The organism is Streptomyces mayonensis (assembly GCF_018982965.1).
Taxonomy (GTDB): Bacteria; Actinomycetota; Actinomycetes; order Streptomycetales; family Streptomycetaceae; genus Streptomyces; species Streptomyces mayonensis.
The window spans coordinates 19,131-41,368 of record NZ_JACBYP010000041.1; the positions used below are offsets into that span (position 1 = coordinate 19,131).

At 72.2% G+C, this 22,238-nt stretch carries 22 protein-coding genes and 2 pseudogenes; 15 read left to right on the top strand and 9 right to left on the bottom strand.

The window, feature by feature from the left end; all coding sequences use genetic code 11:
- Nucleotides 1–35 precede the first annotated feature (35 nt).
- The 4 genes and pseudogenes from HZS56_RS17700 to HZS56_RS17715 all read left to right on the top strand — a co-directional run.
- Complete coding sequence (locus HZS56_RS17700) at nucleotides 36–911, top strand: GntR family transcriptional regulator (protein ID WP_253914432.1); 876 nt, start codon at nucleotides 36–38, stop codon at nucleotides 909–911.
- A complete protein-coding gene (locus tag HZS56_RS17705; RefSeq protein ID WP_308408094.1) occupies nucleotides 911–1,663 on the top strand; it encodes an HAD family hydrolase in 753 nt (250 codons plus the stop codon). Before HZS56_RS17700 ends, HZS56_RS17705 begins: the two co-directional genes overlap by 1 nt.
- Nucleotides 1,664–1,873: 210 nt before the next feature.
- The gene (locus HZS56_RS17710) at nucleotides 1,874–2,953 is read left to right on the top strand and encodes an aminoglycoside phosphotransferase family protein (protein ID WP_216721670.1); all 1,080 of its coding nucleotides are present in this window, start codon (nucleotides 1,874–1,876) and stop codon (nucleotides 2,951–2,953) included.
- A 46-nt stretch (nucleotides 2,954–2,999) separates the two neighbouring features.
- Nucleotides 3,000–3,248: pseudogene (locus tag HZS56_RS17715) on the top strand (AAA family ATPase); the annotation flags it as partial.
- A 29-nt stretch (nucleotides 3,249–3,277) separates the two neighbouring features.
- Here the strand turns inward: HZS56_RS17715 and HZS56_RS17720 are convergent.
- The 3 genes from HZS56_RS17720 to HZS56_RS17730 all read right to left on the bottom strand — a co-directional run bounded on the left by HZS56_RS17720 (nucleotide 3,278) and on the right by HZS56_RS17730 (nucleotide 6,202).
- The gene (locus tag HZS56_RS17720; protein ID WP_216721671.1) at nucleotides 3,278–4,420 is read right to left on the bottom strand and encodes a glycerol dehydrogenase; all 1,143 of its coding nucleotides are present in this window, start codon (nucleotides 4,418–4,420) and stop codon (nucleotides 3,278–3,280) included.
- A gap of 108 nt (nucleotides 4,421–4,528) precedes the next feature.
- A complete protein-coding gene (locus HZS56_RS17725) occupies nucleotides 4,529–5,377 on the bottom strand; it encodes a helix-turn-helix domain-containing protein (RefSeq protein ID WP_374201178.1) in 849 nt (282 codons plus the stop codon).
- A gap of 246 nt (nucleotides 5,378–5,623) precedes the next feature.
- The gene (locus tag HZS56_RS17730; protein ID WP_216721673.1) at nucleotides 5,624–6,202 is read right to left on the bottom strand and encodes a TetR/AcrR family transcriptional regulator; all 579 of its coding nucleotides are present in this window, start codon (nucleotides 6,200–6,202) and stop codon (nucleotides 5,624–5,626) included.
- A 79-nt stretch (nucleotides 6,203–6,281) separates the two neighbouring features.
- On the opposite strand from HZS56_RS17730, the gene HZS56_RS17735 reads away from it, so the two are divergent.
- The gene (locus HZS56_RS17735; protein ID WP_216721674.1) at nucleotides 6,282–7,055 is read left to right on the top strand and encodes an oxidoreductase; all 774 of its coding nucleotides are present in this window, start codon (nucleotides 6,282–6,284) and stop codon (nucleotides 7,053–7,055) included.
- 104 nt (nucleotides 7,056–7,159) lie between these two features.
- Nucleotides 7,160–7,528, top strand: coding sequence for a VOC family protein (locus HZS56_RS17740; protein ID WP_216721675.1), 369 nt, complete (start codon nucleotides 7,160–7,162; stop codon nucleotides 7,526–7,528).
- 78 nt (nucleotides 7,529–7,606) lie between these two features.
- On the opposite strand, the gene HZS56_RS17745 is transcribed toward HZS56_RS17740, so the two are convergent.
- On the bottom strand, nucleotides 7,607–8,299 hold the full coding sequence (locus HZS56_RS17745) for a TetR/AcrR family transcriptional regulator (RefSeq protein ID WP_216721676.1): 693 nt from the start codon (nucleotides 8,297–8,299) through the stop codon (nucleotides 7,607–7,609).
- A gap of 53 nt (nucleotides 8,300–8,352) precedes the next feature.
- Here HZS56_RS17745 and HZS56_RS17750 point away from each other — a divergent pair, with 53 nt between their 5' ends.
- The 4 genes from HZS56_RS17750 (at nucleotide 8,353) to HZS56_RS17765 (ending at nucleotide 11,246) form a co-directional block, all read left to right on the top strand.
- The gene (locus tag HZS56_RS17750; protein WP_216721677.1) at nucleotides 8,353–9,495 is read left to right on the top strand and encodes an FAD-dependent oxidoreductase; all 1,143 of its coding nucleotides are present in this window, start codon (nucleotides 8,353–8,355) and stop codon (nucleotides 9,493–9,495) included.
- An 87-nt stretch (nucleotides 9,496–9,582) separates the two neighbouring features.
- Nucleotides 9,583–10,065 (top strand): helix-turn-helix domain-containing protein, encoded by a 483-nt coding sequence (locus tag HZS56_RS17755; RefSeq protein WP_216721678.1) that lies wholly within the window; start codon nucleotides 9,583–9,585, stop codon nucleotides 10,063–10,065.
- A gap of 47 nt (nucleotides 10,066–10,112) precedes the next feature.
- Complete coding sequence (locus HZS56_RS17760) at nucleotides 10,113–10,763, top strand: hypothetical protein (RefSeq protein ID WP_216721679.1); 651 nt, start codon at nucleotides 10,113–10,115, stop codon at nucleotides 10,761–10,763.
- 147 nt (nucleotides 10,764–10,910) lie between these two features.
- Nucleotides 10,911–11,246 (top strand): DUF2516 family protein, encoded by a 336-nt coding sequence (locus HZS56_RS17765; RefSeq protein WP_216721680.1) that lies wholly within the window; start codon nucleotides 10,911–10,913, stop codon nucleotides 11,244–11,246.
- A 55-nt stretch (nucleotides 11,247–11,301) separates the two neighbouring features.
- Here HZS56_RS17765 and HZS56_RS17770 read toward each other — a convergent pair whose 3' ends face one another.
- The 3 genes from HZS56_RS17770 to HZS56_RS17780 form a co-directional block, all read right to left on the bottom strand.
- Entirely contained in the window at nucleotides 11,302–12,846 is a 1,545-nt protein-coding gene (locus HZS56_RS17770; RefSeq protein ID WP_216721681.1) for a PP2C family protein-serine/threonine phosphatase, read from the bottom strand.
- A 368-nt stretch (nucleotides 12,847–13,214) separates the two neighbouring features.
- Entirely contained in the window at nucleotides 13,215–14,420 is a 1,206-nt protein-coding gene (locus HZS56_RS17775; protein WP_216721682.1) for a C40 family peptidase, read from the bottom strand.
- A gap of 181 nt (nucleotides 14,421–14,601) precedes the next feature.
- Nucleotides 14,602–15,417 carry a class I SAM-dependent methyltransferase gene (locus HZS56_RS17780; RefSeq protein ID WP_216721683.1) on the bottom strand — a complete coding sequence of 272 codons (816 nt, stop codon included), beginning with the start codon at nucleotides 15,415–15,417 and terminating at the stop codon, nucleotides 14,602–14,604.
- A 309-nt stretch (nucleotides 15,418–15,726) separates the two neighbouring features.
- Here HZS56_RS17780 and mshA point away from each other — a divergent pair, with 309 nt between their 5' ends.
- Both mshA and HZS56_RS17790 read left to right on the top strand, forming a co-directional pair.
- A complete protein-coding gene (gene mshA, locus HZS56_RS17785; RefSeq protein WP_216721684.1) occupies nucleotides 15,727–17,112 on the top strand; it encodes a D-inositol-3-phosphate glycosyltransferase in 1,386 nt (461 codons plus the stop codon).
- Nucleotides 17,105–17,650, top strand: a complete 546-nt coding sequence (locus HZS56_RS17790) for a type III secretion system chaperone family protein (protein WP_216721685.1) — start codon at nucleotides 17,105–17,107, stop codon at nucleotides 17,648–17,650. Before mshA ends, HZS56_RS17790 begins: the two co-directional genes overlap by 8 nt.
- Nucleotides 17,651–17,660: 10 nt before the next feature.
- Here HZS56_RS17790 and HZS56_RS17795 read toward each other — a convergent pair whose 3' ends face one another.
- The gene (locus tag HZS56_RS17795; RefSeq protein ID WP_216721686.1) at nucleotides 17,661–18,485 is read right to left on the bottom strand and encodes a helix-turn-helix transcriptional regulator; all 825 of its coding nucleotides are present in this window, start codon (nucleotides 18,483–18,485) and stop codon (nucleotides 17,661–17,663) included.
- A gap of 49 nt (nucleotides 18,486–18,534) precedes the next feature.
- On the opposite strand from HZS56_RS17795, the gene HZS56_RS17800 reads away from it, so the two are divergent.
- Complete coding sequence (locus HZS56_RS17800) at nucleotides 18,535–18,999, top strand: DUF2000 domain-containing protein (RefSeq protein ID WP_216721687.1); 465 nt, start codon at nucleotides 18,535–18,537, stop codon at nucleotides 18,997–18,999.
- 28 nt (nucleotides 19,000–19,027) lie between these two features.
- Here the strand turns inward: HZS56_RS17800 and HZS56_RS17805 are convergent, their stop codons facing one another.
- Entirely contained in the window at nucleotides 19,028–20,341 is a 1,314-nt protein-coding gene (locus HZS56_RS17805) for an MDR family MFS transporter (RefSeq protein WP_216721688.1), read from the bottom strand.
- A 258-nt stretch (nucleotides 20,342–20,599) separates the two neighbouring features.
- On the opposite strand from HZS56_RS17805, the gene HZS56_RS17810 reads away from it, so the two are divergent.
- Nucleotides 20,600–21,361, top strand: coding sequence for a phosphoglyceromutase (locus HZS56_RS17810; RefSeq protein ID WP_216721689.1), 762 nt, complete (start codon nucleotides 20,600–20,602; stop codon nucleotides 21,359–21,361).
- Nucleotides 21,362–21,767: 406 nt separating this feature from the next.
- A pseudogene (locus tag HZS56_RS17815) lies at nucleotides 21,768–22,106 on the top strand (Uma2 family endonuclease); the annotation flags it as partial.
- Nucleotides 22,107–22,238: the final 132 nt, after the last annotated feature.

The window sequence follows — 22,238 nt, forward strand, 5'->3', positions numbered from 1 at the left end:
AACAACTCCCTATAGGTAGGTCGAAGTTGTAGCGTTTGGTCGTGACCCAGGAGAACGTGTCCGTGAACGGCAGCAGAAGGCTCTCGTCCCAGGAGATCGCCGAGGTCCTGCGGGAGCGGATCCGCGGGGGAGACCTCAAGGCGGGCGACCGGCTGCCCACGCAGGCCGAGCTGGCCGAGGAGTTCGGCGTCGAGCGCGGCACCGTCCGCCAGGCGCTGCGGGCGCTCCAGGAGGACGGCCTGCTCACCAACGTCAGCAAGGGCAGCCCGCCCCGCATCGCCGAGCCCGCCGCGCCGCGCGCCGAGCCGCAGCCGACGATGGTCTCGCTCGGGCCGCGCCTCGCGGAGGCGTTCGCGGCGCCGCGCGTGCGGGTCGACGTCGTCTGCCACACCTCGGAGACGCTGATGCTGGCCCTCAGCGAGCCGCTCCGCCTGATCCACGAGGACCGAGTCCGCCCGGAGGCCATCGAGTTCCGCGTCCTGATGCCCTCGCGCGACATCCCGCTGGCCTTCCCCGTCCTGGTCGAGGACGAGGAGGACGACCCCCTCCACCAGCGCTGGCTGGAGATGCGCAACGCCCAGGCCCGGGTCCTCCAGCACAACCTGCACGCCGTGCGCTCCACCCACCGCATCGACGTGCGCATCGCCTTCCGCGCCCTGCCGTTCACCCCGCCGACCAAGCTGTACCTGCTCAACGGCGAGGAGGCCCTGCTCGGCTACTACATGCTGACCCGCCGCGAGGAGGAGTACGAGAGCCGGACGCTGGAGATGTACGACGCCCTCGGCTCGCAGTCGCTGCTGTTCTCGTTCCTGAAGCGCGCGGGTCACCGGGACGGAGTGTTCGTGGAGGAATCACAGAAGTGGTTCGACGCCCTCTGGGAAACCATCACCACGGACATGACACTCTCCTAGTGACCTCCGACACGGAACAGACGGAACCGGTGGCCGGGCGCCACCCCGGCCTGCGGGAGCTGGTCGTGGGCGCCCGCGTGGTCCTGTGGGACTTCGACGGCCCGATCTGCAGACTGTTCGCCGGCTACTCCGCGGACCGGGTGGCGGGCGAACTGGTCGACTGGCTGGAGGGCCAGGGCCTCAAGGGCCTGCTGACCCGGGAGGAGCAGGTCCACCCGGACCCGCACGTACTGCTGGGCGCGGTCAACCGCAGGCGCCACCGCAGCGACCTGGTCGCCGACTTCGAGGAACGCCTCACCCGGGAGGAACTCCGCGCCGTGGCCACCGCCTGGCCGACGGCGTACGCCGACGCGCTGATCCGCACCTGGTCGGCGCTCGGGGTGGGACTGGCGGTCACGACCAACAACGCGCCGCGCGTGGTGGGCGAGTACCTCGCCGGCCGGCATCTGCTGGACTGCTTCGCCCCGCACATCTACGGCCGTACCCGGGACCTGCACCTGCTCAAGCCCGACCCGTACTGCCTCAACCGCGCCCTCAGCGCGATGGGTGTCGCCCCCGACCGGGCGCTGATGGTCGGCGACTCCCCCTCCGACCTGACCGCCGCCCGCCGCGCCGGCGTGCCGTTCCTGGGTTACGCGGGGGGCGAGCAGAAGGCGAAGGCGCTGAGGCAGGCGGGCGCGGACACGGTCGTGGAGTCGCTGGAGCCGGTACTGAAGCTGCTCTGGGAGAACGCGGCGCACACCGGAGCCTGACCACCGCCGACGCGCCTTTCGAACGCCGCCGCCCGCCGCCGCCCGATTCGGCCCGACTCGGCCCGACTCCGCTCGGGTGTGCGCCGGTTCGCCCGGGGCGGGGACGGGGGTGTCCGGGCGGCCGGGTTCTGCGCCCGTGCCACGGTCCCGTGGAGTAGCGTGCTGCTCTCTTACCCCATTGGCGCCACCGGGATGGGCAGAACGCACGCGATGACACCTCAAGCGGTCTCGCCCGCCAGACAGCGGGCCGAAGCGATGAGTGACGGCTCGTCCCTGGTCAGGGGCCCGCTGAAGGGGTACCACCACGAGACGTACGTGCTCTCGCCGCCCGGCGGGTCGGTGACCGTCAAGCTGCGTGAGCCGCGCTCCACGAGCCTGTGGTTCGACCGCCGCTGCTTCCAGTCCGAGGAGGAACTGCTCCGGGGCCTGCAGGGGCGCATCGACCGGGTGCCCGGCATCGTCGACGTCGAGGGCATGGGGCTGCAGACGTTCATCGAGGGGCGGACCCTCGGCGAGCACCGGTGGCGGGGGCGGCCGGTGCCGGACGCGGTGTTCGGGCAGATCGTCGACCTCTTCCGGCAGCTGACGCGGATCACCGCCGGGACCCTGCGCGTCCAGCGGCGCTGCTCGCCCGAGGACGCCCCGGAGGACGGAGACACCGACGCCTTCCTCAAACGCCTCGTCGTCTTCGTGGAGGAGCAGGTCTACGCCGCCAACCGCCCGGTGTTCGGGGGCCTCTTCGCGGAACTCGGCGTACGGGACGAGGCACTCGTCCACCTGGAGAAGAACGTGGCCGGGCTCACCCCGCGGCCCTTCTGCCTCCTCCACGGCGACCTGCACCGCGAGAACTTCGTCGTCGACCCGCGCGGCGGCCTGTGGACCATCGACTGGGAGCTGGCGATGGTCGGCGACCCGCTCTACGACCTCGCGACCCACCTCTACCTGATGCGGTACCCGGCCGACCAGGAGGCCCGGATGATCCGTGAGTGGTGCGAGGTCGTGGAGGAGGTCCGCCCCGGCAGTTCCCGGGCGTGGGAGCACGACCTGCCGCTGATCACCGGCTTCAAACGGGCGCAGTCCCTCTACACGGACACCGTCCGCGCCGCGCTGTCCCTGCGGGAGGGAACGGGTTTCCGCTGGGCCGCCCTCCCGCGGGTGGCCGCGAAACTGCAGGGCGCCGTGGCCGCGGCCGCCGGGCCGCTCGGCCTGGACGCGGTGCCGGGGCGCCGGCAGGTGATGGCCGCGCTGGCCCGCTGGCACCGCGAGACCGCCGCCCTCCCCGCGGAGTGACCGCCCCGACCCGTGCCTGAGCGGCCCCTGCGAGGCGCTAGCCTTCCGGCTGCGGGAGGCGCTGGATGCGGCCGGGGTCCCGGCCGCGGGGCCCGAGGCGCTGGACGCCAGGGTGGCCGTCGTCCCGGCGGGCCTCGTCAAAGGGCTGGAGTACGACCACGTCGTCGCCGTCGAACCGGCGGCGATCACCGAGGCGGAGGGCCCCGGAGGGCGCGGCCTGCACCGCCTCTACGTGGTCCTCACCCGCGCGGTGTCACACCTGGACGTGGTGCACGCGCGCCCGCTGCCCTTCTGACACTCCTCGGTGCGCCGCCGGGCTCCCCGTCAGTGGGCCAGGTGGCGCACCGGTGCGGGGAGGTCCGCGTCGCTGCGGACCCGTACGGCGAGGCGCTCGATGGACTTGAGTGCGCTGACCACGTCCTCGCTGCGGACGTCGAAGGGCATGGAGTGGATCGTCTCGCCCTCGGCGGTGGCCGCGTCGGCGACCTGCTTCAGGGCCGCCTCGTCGTCGACCGAGAGCCCGACCTCGGTGAGGGTGGTGGGCAGGCCGACCCGGGTCGTGAACGTGATGAAGTCCCGGATGTCACCGGCCGGCGCGCCCTCCAGGACGAGCTGGGTCAGCGACCCGATGTTCACCTTCTGGCCGTGTGCCAGGCCGTGGGTGTCCGGGACGGCGGTCAGGCCGTTGTGGATCGCGTGGGCGGCGGCCAGACCGCCGGACTCGAAGCCCAGACCCGACAGCAGCGTGTTGGCCTCGATGACCTTCTCCACGGCGGGGGTCACGGTGTTGTCCGTGACCGCGTCGATCGCGGGCAGCGCGTTCTCCCACAGGACGTCCCAGCTCAGCTGGGCCAGCGCGGTGCCGGTGAGCGTGGGCAGGCCGCCGGCCATCGTCGCCGAGTTCGACCGTGCGGTGGCGCGGGCCTCCAGCCAGGTGGCGAGCGCGTCCCCCACGCCGGCCACGAGCGTGGCGACCGGCGCGTTGGCGACCACCTGGGAGTCGACCAGGACGAGGTCGGGATTGCGGGGGAAGAAGCGGTACTCCTCGAACGCGCCGCTCTCGGTGTAGATCACGGAGAGCGCGCTGCACGGCGCGTCGGTGGAGGCGACGGTCGGGCAGTTGGCCCAGCGGATCCCGGCGAGGTGCCCGGCGGCCTTGACCGCGTCGATGGTGCTGCCACCGCCCACCGCCACCGCCACGTCGGCCCCGGCGGCCTCGATGGCGCCGACGAGCCGGTCCACCTCACTGGCGCTCGGTATCCCCGCGGACCGCTCACGGACGGCGGGGAGCCCGGCGGACTTCAGCGAGGCCTCGACGTCGTGACCGACCAGGCCCCACACCAGATCGTCGGCGATGATCAGCGGCGACGACCCGAGCGGCTTGAGGTAGTCACCGAGCTGGTGTATCGCTCCCCTGCCCTGAACGTACCGGCCGGGGCTGATGACGGTACGGAGCGCGCGTGACATGGAATCTCCCGGTGGTGAGTTCGGCTCTCGCCCGAGGCGATGACGCCTGAAGGCTAGGAGCCGATTTCCAGGAACGACAAGAATCGGCCAGCCGGAAAGGCGCGATTCTCAGATTGAGACGGTCGGTGGTCCTTCGCTGCCGGACCGGAACCCCCGCCTTTTCTCCAGCCCGTAGTACTTGATGCGGCGGTACACGGTCGCCCGCGACATGCCGAGATCGGCCGCGGCCCCGCCGACGTCGCCGCCGGTGCGCGTCAGGGCGTCCAGGATCGCGTCGCGCTCCAGCGTCTCGATGCGCGTCAGCCGGTGCTTCAGCCGGACGCGGCGGCCCTGGTCCTGCGGGACGGCCCGGCCCGCTCCGGCCGGGCGGGGGAGCCGCGCCTCGATGTTCATCGCCGTCTGCGCGGCGAGGGCCGACAGCAGCTCAGTGGGGGTGCTCGACCAGACGGTGAGGCTCAGCGCCCCCACGATCCCGCCGTCGACGGGGTCGTGGATCGGCACCCCGGCGCATATGTAGTCGCGCAGCGAGTGGTTGTAATGATCCTGGGAGGCGACCAGTGACACCCGGTCGTCGGCGAGGGCCAGCCCGAAGCCGTTGGTGCCGACGGCCTCCTCCGAGTAGGTGGCGCCCGGTGCCAGGACCACGCCGTCCAGCGCTTTCACGAATGCCGGATCGTCGCATTCCCGGCGGAGTACGAGACCGGACCGGTCGGAGAGCAGGACGGCTATCGGCTCATTCGCGAGGCTCGATTTCAATGCGGTCAATACCGGTGCCGCATAGTGGACCAGGCGTGAATCGACATCTATGTCGGAACTGAAGGGAACCCGGAGGAAGTCCTCCGCGAGACCCCGTTCCGCGCAGCGGTTCCAGGAGGCGCGGATACGTTCACGACGACTGAGGGCCACCTCGCGCCTCCCTCCGGCCGGAAAATGCCTCGCCAGCATGTGCACTTCCATGTTACCGACGGGAAGCGCCGAGCCGGACGGGGCCGGACCGTGGCCATCCGCACAGGGGTCGCGTCGGCCGGCCGTGCGGTGAGCAGGGCGGGGGCGGCAATCTGGTATCCCATATCTCCCTCCAGGCTGTCGCGCCGGGGCGGAGGGGTGGCTCGGCGCGCACGGCTCGGCCCTCGACGTCGCCGTGCTGTGGGCGACGACGGGAGCGGGTCCGAGGCGGGGCGCCGGGCGTGCGAGTCCTCCGGCTCAGCCCGCGCGCGGGGCCCCGTGGCGCAGGCCGTCGAGGATGAGGGTGGTGATCTGCCGGGCCTCGTCGAGCCATCCCTCGGTCGCGCGCAGGGCGCAGACGCCGCCCAGGGCCCGCAGCAGGGTGGGTCCGCTGACGTCGTCGCGGACGGTGCCGGCCGCGCTGCCGGCGTCGAGCAGCCGGGTGAGGGCGTCGCCCATGCGGGTGCGGGCGTCGTCGAAGACCGGTGAGTCCGTCGCCATGATGCTCTCCAGCGCCACGGACATCCCCCTGCCCACGGCGGCGTGATCCACGAGCAGCAGCAGGAACCTCCGCAGGGCCTCGTCCGGGGCGTGCCGGTTCAGCAGGTCGTCGGGCGCGGTGCACAGGTCGTCGACCTCCTTGCGGTAGACCTCCTCGACCAGGGCCTCGCGGGTCTCGAAGTGGCGGTAGAGCGTGCCCACGGCGACGCCGGCGCTGCGGGCGATGTCCTCCACGTGCGTGTCGGTGTCGCCGCCGAGGAAGGCCTGGCGGGCCGCGGACAGCAGTGCCTCGCGGTTGCGTCGCGCGTCGGCGCGCAGGGGGCGTGATGACGGCAAGGAACCTCCATAAGGTGAGTCTGATTCCGTTTACGTGTACCGTTTCCGGAGTCAGGTTCATCTTACGGAGAGGTTTCCCGTGCCGAACATCGACGAGGGCCTGGACGGCCTGCGAGTGCTGGTCACCGGCGGCAGCCGGGGCCTGGGCGCGGCGACCGCGCGTCGCTTCGTCGCCGCGGGCGCGACCGTGCTGACGGCCTCCCGCGGCCGGCCCGAGGAGGACGGCGGCGCCACCTACGTGCCGGCGGACCTCTCGACGCAGCAGGGAGTGGCCGAGCTCGGCCGCCGGGTCGTCGACCGGGTGGGCGGAGTGGACGTGCTCGTGAACAACGCCGGCGCGGCCGGCGTCCCGGCGCCGACCCTGAGCCGGTCCGACGCATCCTGGCAGGCGGACCTGGAGATGAACCTCCTCAGCGCCGTGCGTCTGGACCGGGCCCTGGTGCCCGGGATGGTCGAGCGGGGCTCCGGCGTCGTCGTGCACGTCTCCTCGATCGCCAGCCGACTGCCCCAGCGCGACGAGGTGTCCTACGCCGCCGCCAAGGCCGCGCTCAACACTTACAGTCGCGAACTGGCCACCGAGGTCGGCGCGCACGGAGTGCGGGTGGTCTGCGTCCTTCCCGGCTTCGTCGTCACGGAAGGCGCCACCGCACACCTCCGGCACATGGCCGAGGCCCGGGGCGTGACCGCCGAGGACGTCACGCAGCAGCTCGTGGACCACCTGAACGTTCCCATGGGCCACCCCGGGGATCCCGAGGACGTCGCCGAGATGATCGCCTTCCTCGCCTCCGGCCGCGCGAAGTGGCTCACGGGGGCGCAGTTCCGCGTCGACGGCGGCATCATCCCGACCGTCTGAGAAACGACCAGTATCGGCGCCGGAGGGGGGAGTACCGGCGTGCGAAGAAGACCAGTAGCAGTGCGAAGAAGACCACTACCAGCGCGAGGAACAGGACCGTCATCATGTCCATCACTCTGAGTTCCGTGATCATCGACGCCGGCGAGATCGAGGCGGAGAGCGCCTTCTGGCACCGGCTGCTCGGTGGCTCGGTCCACCGCACGCCGACGCATCACTTCATTCAGGCCCCCGGCCTCCCGGTCGTCGTCGTCCAGTCCGCCCCGGAACACGTCGCCCCGAGCTGGCCGGACGGCGCCTCCCAGCAGATGCACCTGGACTTCGGCGTCGAGGACCTCGTGACCGCCGACCGCACGGCCACCGAAGCCGGCGCCACCCGCCTGCGGCCCACCGAGGGGATCACGTCGGAAACCCGCACCGGCAGCCGCGTCTACGCCAGCCCGGCCGGACACCCCTTCTGCCTGCGCGCGGCCTGAGACCCCACCCCTCACAACGGCTCGCCGCAGCGGTCCCGCCCGGCCTGCAACGGCACCGAGTGCGGCAGGAGCCGACCGTCACGCCGACGGCCGGGTGAGCTGGGCGGCGACGGCGTCGAGAACCCAGTCGAGGCCGGTCGTGAAGGAGGTCTCGGCGTCCACGTCCGTGCCCTCGTGCACGGCCTTGGCCAGTGCTGGGAAGCGGCCCGTGGCCAGCATTCTCGTCACATGCGGGCCGTGGGCGCGCTGCCAGTCGTGCTTGGAAAGGCCCGTGGCGCGCTCGGCCCGCAGGTTCGTGATCTCGCGCCTGATCGCGCCGGTGAAGTAGGCGCTGACCGTCTCCACTGCTCGCATGACGGTGTCGATGCCGGTGAGGCCGTCGAGGGCGGCCAGCGTGGCCTCGGTCACGGCGAGGCCGTTCGGGCCCAGGGCCGGGCGGCGGCCGAGCAGGTCGGCCAGCCATTCGTGACGGAGGGCCGCCTCCCTGGTCCGGTGCGCGAGGAGGCGCAGCGCCTCCCGCCAGTCAGCGGGCTGCTCCTCGGGAAGGATCTCGGCGTAGGCCTCGTCCACCATGAGGTCGAACAACTCCTCCTTGGTGGAGATGTAGCCGTACAGCCGCATCGGTCCGGCGTTCAGCCGACCGGCGACCTTGCGCAACGACACCGCCTCCAGCCCGCCCTCGTCGGCCAGCGCGACGGCGGTGGCGACGATCCGCTCCCGGTCGAGCGGCACGGGGCGAGCCGGCGGCTCCGGCCGGTCCCACACAGTCATGGTCACATCGTACTGTTGCGATACGCCGTAGAGTAGCAATACAGTGTATCGCCATGAGACATCGTGTCGCTGTGGTCGGGAGCGGCCCCGCCGGCCTCACCTTCGCCCGTGTCCTGCACCGCCATGGCCACCCCATCACCGTCCTCGAACGCGATCCCGCCCCCGACGCCCGACCCCCGGGCGGCACGCTGGACCTGCACGAAGGGCTGGGCCAGCTCGCGCTGGACAGGGCGGGGCTGCTGGCGGAGTTCCAGGCACTGTCCCGTCCCGAGGGGCAGGCCATGCGCATCCTGGACACGGCCGGGACCGTCCTGCGTGACTGGCGCCCCGGCCCGGATGTCCGGGCCAACCCCGAGATCGACCGCGGCCAACTCCGTGACCTGCTGCTCGGCCCTCTCGACGTCCAGTGGGGACGGGGTGTGACGCAGGTGGTACCGGGGGCCCGGAACGGCGTACCGGGCCCGCTGGTCCGTTTCGCGGACGGGCGGCAGGAGACGTTCGACCTCGTGGTCGGCGCGGACGGCGCCTGGTCCCGGGTCCGCCCGGCAGTCTCGTCGGAGACGCCCCACTACACCGGCGTCACCTCGGTCGAGACCTCCCTCGACGACGTCGACACCCGCCACCCCGACCTCGCCCGGTTGACCGGCGACGGCTCCGTGGCCGTGTACGGCGTGAACCGGGCTCTGGTCGCCCAGCGCAACAGCGGAGGCCACGTCAAGGTGTACGCCCAGTTCCGCGCGCCGCTGGACTGGCACAGGAACCTGGACCTGGCCGACGCGGAGACCGTGCGGTCGGCTCTGCTGGCTCTGTTCGACGGCTGGGCCGCTCCCGTCCTCGACCTCCTCCGCCACGGCACCGCGTTCGTCCACCGTCCCCTCCACGTTCTGCCCGTGTCCCACACCTGGGCCCACGTCCCCGGGGTGACGCTCCTGGGTGACGCCGCCCATCTGATGCCGCCGTTGGGCGCGGGCGCCAACCTCGCGATGCTGGAGGGCGCCGAACTCGCCGAGGCCGTCGCCGCCTTCGCCACCGGTACCGGCCCTGGGGATCTGGACGACGCCGTCCGCACCTTCGAGCAACGGATGTGGGCGCGGGCCGGCCGGTGGGCGAGGATCACCACGGCCGGCCTGGAACGCCTGGTGAGTCCGGACCCCACCCAAGCCCTCGCCCTCTTCGACGAAGTCCAGCCGTCCTGACCGCCGAGTGCGGGGGCGCCGGCCCGCGGGTGCACTATTGCAAGCGGGCTGCTTGCAATAGTTAGCGGGGTGGGGCATGGTGGAGGCATGGCCTCGCTCAATGTCGGCAATCTCGGTGAGTATCTGCGCGAGCAGCGCCGCAACGCGCAGTTGTCGCTGCGGCAGCTCGCCGACGCCGCGGGCGTGTCCAACCCGTACCTCAGCCAGATCGAGCGCGGGCTGCGCAAGCCGAGCGCGGAGGTGCTGCAGCAGGTCGCCAAGGCGCTGCGCATCTCCGCCGAGACGCTGTACGTCCGCGCCGGGATCCTCGACGCCGAGCGGGACCGGGACGACGTGGAGACCCGAGCGGTCATCCTCGCGGACCCCTCGCTGAACGAGGGCCAGAAGCAGGTGCTGCTCCAGGTCTACGAGTCCTTCCGCAAGGAGAACGGGTTCGGGGCCGAGGCCGACGTGGAGGTGAGCGCCGAGGACGGTACCGCCACCGAGTTCGGTACCGCCGCCGACGTCGGTGCCGGTGCCGACGGGGCCGCCTCCATACCCGGGTCCGGGCCGCAGCAGACGGCCGGATGAGCAGCACGAAAACCCTCAGCCATACGTAATTCCGGAGGACCATCACCATGGCCATCACCGACGACCTGCGCAAGACCTTCAGCGACCCCACCCCCCTCTACTTCGCGGCGGGCACCGCCGACCTCGCCTTCCAGCAGGCCAAGAAGGTGCCGGTGCTGGTGGAGCAGCTGCGTGCCGAGGCCCCGGCGCGGATCGACGCCGTGCGCAACACCGACCCGAAGGCCGTCCAGGAGAAGGCGACGGCTCGCGTCAAGGAGACGCAGGGAAGCCTCCAGACCAAGGCCAACGAGCTCTTCGGCTCCCTCGACGCCGACTTCAAGAAGCTCGGCGAGACCGCCCAGGACCTCGCGCTGCGCTCGGTCGGCGTCGCCGCCGAGTACGCCGTCAGGGCCCGCGAGACCTACGAGAAGGTCGCCGAGCGCGGCGAGCACGCGGTGCGCACCTGGCGCGGTCAGGCCGCCGAGGGCATCGAGGACCTCGCCGAGGACGTGGAGGACGTCGCCGTCGCCGTCGAGCCCGCCAAGCCCGCGGCCACCACGGCCAGGTCCGCGGCCACCCGGCCCGCGGCGCCGGCCAAGTCCGAGCCGGTGCGGGTCACCGAGGACAAGCCGGCCGCGGAGAAGAAGGCCCCCGCGGCGCGCAAGGCCCCGGCGAGGAAGAACGGCACCCCGAAGAAGACCACCCCGCCCGCGAAGTAACGCGCGAAGTGGCGGCGGGGCGCCGTCGGCGGGGTCCAGTGGATTCCCGTAGGAGAGCGGGCCGGGCACCCTTGGGGTGTCCGGCCCGTTGTCCGGGTACGGTGACCGCGTAGAGACGATCCGATTCTGGTGGTGGACGTTGTGCTGATGCAGGGGTTCGCAGGCTTGATGTGGCTGCTGAGCGTCGCCCTGATCCTTTTCAGCGGCTTCGCTTTGTTCGACGCCGCCACGCGCCGCGAGGACGCCTACCGCGCGGCCGACAAGAAGACCAAGCCCTTCTGGCTGATCATCCTCGGGCTCGCCTTCGTGGTGAACCTGATCTTCAACGTTCTGTCGTTCCTGCCGATCATCGGTCTCATCGCGACGATCGTGTACATGGTCGACGTACGGCCCGCGCTGCGCGGTCTGCCCGGCGGTGGCCGCAGCAGCCGCCGCGGTTCCAGCAGCGACGGTCCCTACGGCCCGTACAACGGCGGACGATAGACGAGAAGGGGTTGGACGGCAGCGGCGGACGGGCAGGGGCGGCCGCCGTGGCGGTTCAGGGTGTGCGGTCCAGCAGGACCACGGCCACGTCGTCCGCCAGTTCGCCGCCGTTCAGCTCGCGGACCTCGTTGACGGTCGCCCGCAGCAGCCGTTCGCCCTGCAGGCCCCCGGCGATCTGGCGGCGGACCATCTCCACCATGCCGTCCTGACCGAGCCGCTCCCGGCCCTCGCCGACGTGCCCCTCGATCAGCCCGTCCGTGTAGAGCATCAGGCTCCACTCCGCACCCAGCTCCACCTGTGTCCGCGGCCAGCGGCCCCCCGGCAGCAGCCCGAGCGCCGGGCCGTTGTTGTCGTAGGGCAGCAGTCGCGCGGGCGTGCCCGGACCGGCGATCAGCGGGGACGGGTGCCCGGCCAGACACAGGCCGGCGCTGCGGCCGTCGGGGGCTATGTCGACGGCGCAGAGCGTCGCGAAGATCTCCTCGTCCGCCCGCTCGTGCTCCAGCACCTGCTGCAGCGTGCCGAGCAGCTCGTCTCCGCAGAGCCCCGCCAGGGTCAGCGCCCGCCAGGCGATCCGCAGCTCCACGCCGAGCGCCGCCTCGTCCGGACCGTGCCCGCAGACATCGCCGATCATGGCGTGCACGGTGCCGTCCGGGGTGCGTACGACGTCGTAGAAGTCGCCGCCGAGGAGGGCACGGGAGCGACCTGGACGGTAGCGCGCGGCGAAGTGCAGCGGGGAGCCGGCGAGCAGCGGGGTGGGCAGCAGGCCGCGCTCCAGGCGGCGGTTCTCCTGCGCCCGCAGCCGCCCCTCGGCCAGCCGCCGCTCGGCCGAGTCGGACCGCTTGCGCTCGACGGCGTAACGGATCGCCCGGCTCAGCAGACGGCCGTCCAGCTCGTCGCGGAACAGGTAGTCCTGGGCGCCCACCGCCACGGCCTCCGCGCCGCGCTCTGCGTCACTGGAGGAGGTGAGCGCGAGCACGGCGTGCCGGGGCGCCAGCTCCAGCACGTGCCGCAGCACCGCCAGCTCGTCGGTGCCCTCGCCGTCGTCCTCACCGTCGCCGGCGCCGCTTCCGCTGCCGCCGCCGTTGCCTTCTCCGCCGCCGCCGCCGCGGGCCGGTGCCGGGGCCGAGAGGGCGAGGTCCAGCAGGATGCAGTGGACGTCGTCGGTCAGCAGTCGCTCGGCCTCGGTGAGGTTGCGCGCGGTACGGACGCGGATCGGTTTGCCGGCCTGGTCGAGCAGGTCGGGCACGATCGGTGAGCCGCCCGGATCGTCCTCTATCAGCAGCAGCGTCAGGTTGGTGGGGGCGGTGGCGCCGTGGGCGGCGCTGCTGTCCGGAGTACGGTCCGTGGGCGTACCGGTGCTGATGTTCGTGCCGGTGCCGGTTCCTGTGCCGGTGTTCGTGCTTGTACCTGTGCTTGTGCTTGTGTCCGTGGGCTTCTCGCGCTTCTCCGTGGGGTGCTCTCGTCGGGTGGTGGGGTGTTCGGCCGGGTTCGTCCCGGACGGGGCCTGTTCCGTGGAAGGGCCGCTGTCCGGGGACGCGGCGGGCGCCTGACCACACTCCACGGCCGGGATCGCCCTCTGCCGCGGTACGGGTACGGGCATCGTCTTCGGTTTCCTTCCCTCCCCCCGAGGGCATGCTGGGGCGAGGGACCTCGACCCACCGACGGGGACCATAGCGGGTGACGCCGCCGCTGCGGAATGGTTCAGGACACGTTGCGCAGCCAACGGCCACTGTCATATGCCGCGTTATCCCCCGCAGTTGGACAGGTCGGCCGGGGGGCCGGAATGACGAACGTCACGCGTGGCGCGGCGCCCGGCGTGGACTGGGTCACGTGGCCCGGCTCACGCGCCGGGCGTTGACGGGTACGGCCCGTCCCGCGGCCTTCGGCTCCGACGCGTGGTCCGGCTCACGCCCTGGGCCGGACCGGCTCGGCCCGCCCCGCGCACCCGGCTCCGACGCGTGGTCCGCGTCAGTCCTCCGGTGCGGATGCCGACGCGGGTTCCTCGTCCGGTCCGGCGGCCTGGTCGGATCCGGCGGCCTGGTCCGACGCGCCGGCCGGGTCCGGCCGGACCACTCCGAGGATCGGCATCGTGCCCGCCCCCGCGACGGTGATCGAGCGCCCGGGGCGCGGGGCGTGCACCATCGAGCCGTCGCCCACGTACATGCCGACGTGGCTCGCGTCGTCGAAGTAGATGATCAGGTCGCCGGGGCGCATGTCCTCGACGCCGACGTGCTCGAGCTGCTTCCACTGCTCCTGCGAGGTGCGGGGGATCGTCTGCCCGGCCGAGACCCAGGCCTGCGAGGTGAGGCCGGAGCAGTCGTACGACTTCGGGCCCTCGGCGCCCCACTGGTACGGCTTGCCGATCTGTGCGGTGGCGTACTCGACCGCCTTGCGGCCCTGCTCGGTCGCCGTGTCGTCCAGGTCCTTCAGGACGCCGGAGCCGAGCCAGGCGGTCTGCGCCTTCTCCTGGGCCGCCCGCTCCAGCTGGGCGAGGCGCTCCTTCTCCTCCTGCTCCAGCTCGGACTCCACCTTCTCGGCCGCCGCGATCTGCTTCTCGATCTTCTGCTGGGCGGTGGCCTCGGCCTTGCGGTTCGCCTCCAGCTTCTTGAAGTGGGCGGAGGCGTCGGCCGCGTAGGTCTTCAGGTCCTCCTGGGCGCGGGTCAGCTCGCCGAGCAGGCCCTTGGTCGCGCGCTGGCCCTGGATCACCCGGCCGGTGCCGTCGAGGAAGTCCTCGGGGTCGTCGCTCAGCATCAGCTTGGCCTCGTCGGGCAGGCCGCCGGTGCGGTACTGGGCGCGGGCAGCGGCGCCGGCGCGCTCCTTGAGCCGGTCCAGTTCCTCCTCGCCCTCGACGATCTTCTTGGCCAGCTCGACGATCTCGGCGTTCTGCTTCTCGGCCTTCTCCTCGGCGGCGTTGTACGCGTCCGTGGCCGACGCCGCCTCGCGGTACAGCTTGTCGAGTTTCTTGCGTACGGCTTCGAGGTCCTTGCCCGACGAGGCGGGGGAGGCCGGGGAGGTGTCCGACGGCGAGGATTCCGACGGCGAGGACTTTGACGGCGAGGAGGAGGACGAGGGAGTGGGGTCGGCGAACGCCGTACCCGGTGCCGCCAGCACGGTGACCGCGCAGACCACGGCGACGGCGGCGGCGGTCGTCAGGCCGTACTTCCCCGTACGCATACCTCGTCCCCCAAAGGTTGTTAACCGTCGGTAACTTAGGCCGTCCGGGGATCGTGCCACGCCGGCGCGGAAAGCGACAGAGGCCGTGATTTCCTCCGGCTTCCTCCGCTCCTGCCGCGCCGTACGACGATTCCCCCTGCTGTGTGACGAACGTCGCACCGAGATCGTTCCCGACTCCCGGTCATGCGCGCGGCGCCAACGCCTCCCACGCCACCGTCACTTCGCCCTGACGCCACCGCGCCGGCCCGTCGGTCACCGGCCAGCCGGACGTCAGGTCGCGCACGGCCCGCATCCAGCGCTGGCGGGCGCCGTAGGAGGCGTAGGGCGCGGCGGCGGCCCAGGCGCGGTCGAAGTCGCGCAGGAAGGCGTGCACGGGCTCACCGGGGACATTCCGGTGGATCAGCGCCTTCGGCAGCCGCTCGGCCAGGTCGGAGGGGCGGTCCAGGGAGCCGAGCCGCGTCGCGAGGGTCACCGTGCGCGGCCCCTCGGGGCCGAGGGCGACCCACACGTGCCGGCGTCCGATCTCGTCGCAGGTGCCCTCGACCAGGAGCCCGCCGCGCGAGTGCTCCGACGCCGGCGCGAGCCGTGCGCACAGCCGTTGCCAGACGGCGGCGACCTCGGTCTCGTCGTACTGGCGCAGCACGTTCGCCGCGCGGATCAGCAGTGGAGGGCGGGAGACGGGGACCTCGAAGCCGCCGTGCCGGAAATCGAGCCCCGCGCGGGCGTACGGTTCGGCCGCCGACACGCGGGCCGGATCGATCTCGACGCCCACCACGCGCGCGTGCGGTGCGACCTCGCGCAGCCGGCCCAGCAGTTCGACGGCCGTCCAGGGGGCGGCGCCGTAGCCGAGGTCGACGGCGACGGGGTCGGCGGCGCGGCGGAGCTCGGCGCCGTGGACGGCCGCGATCCAGCGGTCCATGCGGCGCAGGCGGTTCGGATTCGTCGTCCCGCGTGTGACCGTGCCCACGGGGCGAAGGGCGGTGGCGCGGGCTGGCATGCCTCCGAGGGTATGCCGGGGCGGAGGGTGGCCGCCGGTGGGCATCCCCGCGCGGAACGGTGGTACCCGACCTCCGCGGTACCCGACCTCCGCGTGGAGCCGCCATGGCCGCCGTGGAAACGACATGGCGGGTTCCGGGGGGGACTGGAACCGGGACCCGTCCGGCCCTCGAACGGTTGAGCGACCGGCGGTAATGATTCGGCAAAGACCGGAAAACCGGAATGGAGCATGCCCCGTCCGGCGTTCCCACCTCCTGGAGGGCCGTGATCGTCCTCCACCCGGCATGCCCGCAGCGAGGAGGAACGGCTCGTGAGCCAGTACGTCAGCAGGCTGGGACGTCGCTCACCGACGGCTGGCCCCCGGCTCCGGCTGCCGCGCAGGCCCCGCCGGGTGGCCATGCTCTCCGTACACACCTCACCGCTGCACCAGCCCGGCACCGGCGACGCCGGCGGCATGAACGTCTACATCGTCGAGCTCGCCCAGCGCCTCGCCGACATCAACATCGAGGTCGAGATCTTCACGCGGGCCACCACCGCGGCCCTCCCGCCCTCCGTCGAGCTGACCCCCGGCGTCCTGGTCCGGCACGTCGACGCCGGTCCGTACGAGGGCCTGGCCAAGGAGGAACTGCCCGCCCAGCTGTGCGCCTTCACGCACGGCGTGATGCAGGCCTGGGCCGGACACCGGCCCGGTCACTACGACCTGGTCCACTCCCACTACTGGCTCTCCGGCCACGTCGGATGGCTCGCCGCCGAGCGCTGGGGCGCGCCCCTCGTGCACGCCATGCACACCATGGCCAAGGTCAAGAACGCCAACCTGGCCGACGGCGACACACCCGAGCCGGCCGCCCGCGTCATCGGTGAGACCCAGGTCGTCGCCGCCTCCGACCGGCTGATCGCCAACACGGAGGAGGAGGCCGACGAACTCGTCCGGCACTACGCCGCGGACCCCGCGAAGGTCGCCGTGGTGCACCCCGGCGTGAACCTCGACCGCTTCCGCCCCTTCCCCAGGGGCGCCATCCCCGGACCCGGCCAGCACGGCAACGCCCGTGCCGCCGCCCGCGCCCGCCTCGGCCTGCCGCAGGACGCGCTGATCCCGCTCTTCGCCGGGCGCATACAGCCCCTGAAGGCCCCCGACATCCTGCTGCGCGCCGTCGCCGTACTCCTCGACGAACGCCCCGAACTGCGCTCCCGCATCGTCGTCCCCGTCGTCGGCGGCCCGAGCGGCAGCGGCCTCGCCAAGCCGGAGGGCCTGCAGAAGCTCGCCGCGCGGCTCGGCATCGCCGACGTCGTACGCTTCCGGCCGCCGGTCGGGCAGGAGCAGCTCGCCGACTGGTTCCGGGCGGCGTCCGTGCTGGTCATGCCGTCCTACAGCGAGTCCTTCGGGCTGGTCGCCATAGAGGCCCAGGCGGCCGGCACCCCGGTGCTCGCCGCGGCGGTCGGCGGCCTCCCGGTCGCCGTGCGCGACGGACACACCGGCCGCCTGGTGCGGGGCCACGATCCGGCCGAGTACGCGCGCGTGCTGCGCGATTTCGCCGACAACCCCGAGCTGACGCCCCGCATGGGCGACGCGGCCGCCCGGCACGCCCAGTCCTTCGGCTGGGACAGCGCCGCCGCGGCCACGGCCGACGTCTACACGGCCGCGATCCAGGCCCACCGGGAGGCCCAGCGGGGTCGCGTACGCTCGCACCATGGCTGAGGCAGGACGTAGGGCGGCGCAGAAGGCTTCGCAGAACGCTGGTCCGACGACGGCGGCGGCGCAGGTCCTCGAGGAGGCGCTGAAGGACGCCGGGCTGGAGTGGGAGAGCCCCGAACCCGGCAACTTCGTCGTCAAGCTCCCCGGCACCCGCAAGCTCTCGACGACGGTCTCCCTCCTGGTCGGACGCCACTCCCTCTCCCTCAACGCCTTCGTCGTCCGCCACCCCGACGAGAACGAACCGGCCGTCCACCGCTGGCTCCTGGAGCGCAACCTCAAGCTCTACGGCATCGCGTACGCCGTCGACCGCCTCGGCGACGTCTACGTCACCGCCAAGCTCCCCCTGGCCGCCGTCACCCCCGACGAGATCGACCGCCTCCTCGGCCAGGTACTGGAGGCCGCCGACGGCGCCTTCAACAGCCTGCTGGAGCTGGGTTTCGCCTCCGCCATCCGCAAGGAGCACGCGTGGCGCACCGCGCGCGGCGAGTCGACCCGCAACCTGGAGGCGTTCCAGCACCTGATCGAGCGCGGCGGGGACTGAGGACCTGCCTCTAGCGGACCCCGGGGCCGCCACTGCCGCGGTACCGCCCCGGAGTGACCCCGACCAGCCTCTTGAAGTGCCGGGTCAGATGGGCCTGGTCGTAGAACCCGGTGGCGCCGGCGACGTCCGCCACGGGCCGCCCCGCCAGCAGCAGCCGCCGGGCCCGGTCGACGCGGCGGGACATCAGATACTGGTGCGGCGCGATCCCGTAGGCGCCGCTGAAGGCCCGTACCAGGTGGGCGGGGTGAGCGGACACGAGCACGGCCGCCTCCTCCAGCCCGATCCCGGCGACGACCCGCTCGTCGAGCAACTCCCGCAGCCGCCGCGCGAGCACGGGATCCCGCCGCACGGCACCCGCGTCGTCGCCCCGGTGCCGCAGGTGCCGGTGCAGCCGCTCACCGATCAGCGTCAGCCGGCTCTCCGCCTCCAGCTCCTCGCCCGGGAGGGCGAGCGCGGCGTGCAGTTGCCCCACCCGCCGCCGCAGCACCGGGTCCCGCAGGTCGGGGCCGTCGACGGCGGGCCCGATCAGATCGTCGCCGAGGCGGGAGGCGTCCAGGTACAGGACGCGCTTGCGGAAGCCGTCCGGGGTGGCGGGGGAGCCGTTGTGCGGCACGTGCGGCGGCAGCAGCGACACCGTGTCGTGCGGCGTACCGTGCTCGTGCCGGTCCAGGTCGTACCGTACGGCGCCGTCGTCGACGATGAGCAGCGTCCAGGCGTCGTGGACGTGCATCGGATAGGCGTACTCGGTGTAGTGGGCGTGGAAGACCTCGACGACGCCCGGCACGCGGGGTCGCCAGGCGGACACGTTCCGCTGGTCGTTCCGCTGGCGGGCCATGCAAAAAACGTACAAGACGGAGCGGAGTCCGGGGCGGCAGTCTCACGGTATGACCACGCACGAGCAGGCCCCCGCGGTCCCCGCAGAACCCGGGGCCGCCCCCATCCGCTTCGACACCAAGATCGCCGTCCTGCTGCGCGAGGACCTGGAGACCTGGCAGCGGCTCAACGTCACAGCCTTCCTGGTCAGCGGCCTGAGCAACCAGTTCCCCGAACTCATCGGGGAGCCGTACGAGGACGCGGACGCCGTCGGCTACCTGCCGATGTTCCGCCAGCCGGTACTGGTCTTCGAGGGTACGAAGGAGACGCTGACCAACGCCCACGCGCGCGTGCTGTCCCGTGCCCTGCCCCGCGCCCTGTTCACGTCCGACCTCTTCGGCACGGGCAACGACCGCGACAACCGGGCCGCGGTCAGGGCCGTGCCGACGGCGGAGCTGGACCTGGTGGGCCTCGCCGTGCACGGCCCGAAGAACGCGGTGGACAAGGTCCTGAAGGGCGCGCGGATGCACCCGTGAGGGGGCGGGGCCGGCGCAGGGGGCGCGGTCAGAGGGCGCCGACCCTGCCGTCGTCCGCACCCTCGGCCGCCGGCCCGGAAGCCTCACCGGCGGCGGTCACGGCGGTCACGGCGGTGACGGCGACGGCGGGCGTCTCGTCCGGCAGCCCCCGCATGAGCGCCCAGTACCCGGCCGCGGCCACCGTACCGACGACGGCGCAGATCCCCCACAGCCACTCGGCGCCCCAGCGGTCGATGACGAAGCCGGACATCAGCGGGGCGACGAGGGCGGCGACGGCCCAGGACATGGTGTACATGCCCTGGTAGCGCCCGCGCCCCTGCACGGGGGAGAGGCGGACGACGAGCCCGGTCTGGGTCGGGGCGTTGACGATCTCGGCCAGCGTCCACACGCACACGGTCAGGGCGAAGACGCCGACCGACCCGGCGAAGGCGGTCAGCCCGAACCCGTACCCCGCCAGCAGCGACGAGACGACGAGCAGCAGCCGCGGGTCGCGGTGCTCGATGAACCGGGTGACGGGAATCTGCAGTACGACGATCAGCACCCCGTTGACGGCGATGGCCATCCCGAAGTCTGCGGGCGTGAACCCGGCCTCGCCCATGGCGACCGGCAGCCCCAGATACCCCTGCTGGAAGATCACGGCCACGAGGAACGACAGCCCGACCACACTCATGTACCGCCCGTCGCGCACCACGGTCCACAGGGACACGGCGGCGGATCCGGCGCCGAGGTCGGCGACCTCCGCCTCCACCGGCCGCGACTCGGGCAGCTTCACGAACACGAGAACCGCGCAGACCAGCGTCATCGCGGCCTCGATCAGGAACCCGGCGAGATAGCTGTACTCGGCGATGAACCCGGCGCCCGCGGACGAGACGGCGAAACCGAGGTTGATGGCCCAGTAGTTGAGCGAGAACGCCCGGATACGGTCCTCGGGCCGCACGATGTCCGCCATCATCGCCTGCACGGCCGGCCGGGAGGCGTTGCTGGCCATGCCGACCAGGAAGGCGACGGCGGCGATGGCGACGGGGTCCCGCACGAATCCGAGCAGCGCGACCGACAGCGCGGTGGAGACCTGCGCCACGAGCAGGGTCGGCCGCCGCCCCAGCCGGTCGGTCATCACCCCGGCTCCCACCGACGACACGACCCCGCCGAGCCCGTGCAGCGCGGCGACGAGACCGGCGTACGAGGCGGAGTAACCACGGTCGATGGTCAGGTACAGCGCCATGAAGGTGGCGACGAAGGCACCGAGCCGGTTGACGAGCGTGCTGGCCCACAGCCACCAGAACGCGCGCGGCAGCCCGGACACGGACTCACTCAGGGCACGCCTGAGACCGACGACTGACATGGAACCCCCGTGCGGACGTACACGACGCACCCCGGCGCCGTGCAGATGTAAGCGGTGTAAGCGGCGAATGCCGCAAGCACAACTTACAAACGCACCCCTCCGGGAGCCACTCGATTAACACTTCCCGTCAACCGTCCGCGCCCCGACCGCTCGGAGCGCTGGGCAGGACGGTCGGGGCGACCGCCCGGAGCGGTGGGCAGGACGGTCGAGGTGACCGCCCGGAGCGGTGGCCGGGCCCCTTGGATTACGCTCGGACCCATGGCCGACGCACCGTACAAGCTGATCCTGCTCCGCCACGGCGAGAGCGAGTGGAACGAGAAGAACCTGTTCACCGGCTGGGTGGACGTCAACCTCACTCCCAAGGGCGAGAAGGAGGCGACGCGCGGCGGCGAGCTGCTCAAGGACGCCGGCCTGCTGCCCGACGTGGTCCACACGTCCGTCCAGAAGCGCGCGATCCGCACCGCCCAGCTCGCGCTGGAGGCCGCCGACCGCCACTGGATCCCGGTCCACCGCCACTGGCGCCTCAACGAGCGCCACTACGGCGCCCTCCAGGGCAAGGACAAGGCCCAGACCCTCGCCGAGTTCGGCGAGGAGCAGTTCATGCTGTGGCGCCGCTCCTACGACACCCCGCCGCCCCCGCTGGACCGCGACGCCGAGTACTCCCAGTTCGACGACGCCCGCTACGCGACCCTCCCGCCGGAGCTGCGCCCGCAGACGGAGTGCCTCAAGGACGTCGTCGGCCGCATGCTCCCGTACTGGTTCGACGCGATCGTCCCCGACCTCCTCACCGGCCGCACCGTCCTGGTAGCCGCCCACGGCAACTCGCTGCGCGCCCTCGTCAAGCACCTCGACGGCGTCTCCGACGCCGACATCGCGGGCCTGAACATCCCGACGGGCATCCCGCTCACCTACGAACTCGACGCCGAGTTCAAGCCGGTCAACCCGGGCGGCACATACCTGGACCCGGACGCGGCCAAGGCGGCGATCGAGGCCGTGAAGAACCAGGGCAAGAAGAAGTAGTCGTACGTACGCCTTCTCGGCCCCCGACCCGCGGTCACTTCCCGGGCGGGGGCCGAGCTGCGTTCTCCTTGGGCGGTGCGCGGCCGGCGCTGACAGGTTCCCTCTTGGCCATCGACGAAGCCCGACTGTCGGTTGGGTCCCGGGTCGTGCCCGGGCCACCCCCGGACAAGGCGGGGATGCAGCCGCTCTCCGGAGCTGGACACCTCGGAAGCCGACCGCGCGTCCGCGACCCTAGCCGCCGGCACTGACAACGCCCGTGAGCAGGCCGAGCGGCGCATCACCGAAAGGTGGAGACAGTACGCTGAGTCCAGCGGGACCAGGCCCGCCGCGCGGCGTCCGGGAGGCGTGTCATGACTGCCGAGATGGTGCCCTCGGCGCGGATGCACGGGGATATCACGGCGGAGGAGTGCAGGACGTCCCGCTGACCAGCCGGCGCCCCGACGTCATCGTCTACCGCGCCGACACGCTCGACGTCACACCCACGCGCCCCGAGCACGTACTGCTGGTGGCCGAGGTGGTGTCGCCGGGCTCGGAGACCACCGACCGGATCGTGAAGGTCGACCAGTACGCCAAGGCCGGTATCGGCTTCTACTGGCGGATCGAGCCGGCCGCGACGGGTGTGCCTCTGGTGTACACTTACCTGCTCGACCCCGCGACGAAGGCGTACCGCGAAGGGGACCTGTTCACCGGGTTCGTGAAGGCTGCCGCCCCCTTCACTGTGGAGATCGACCTCAGCCAGGTCTGAACCGGCAGGACGCGGGAGATGCCCGGCCGGCAGCGACATGCGCGACCGGACCGCCCGTGCGGACACGCTCGTTGAGAAGTCGCCTGCCGCGAACGGTCAGCCGGGCTTTACGGCGGGAGGGACGCGTAGACC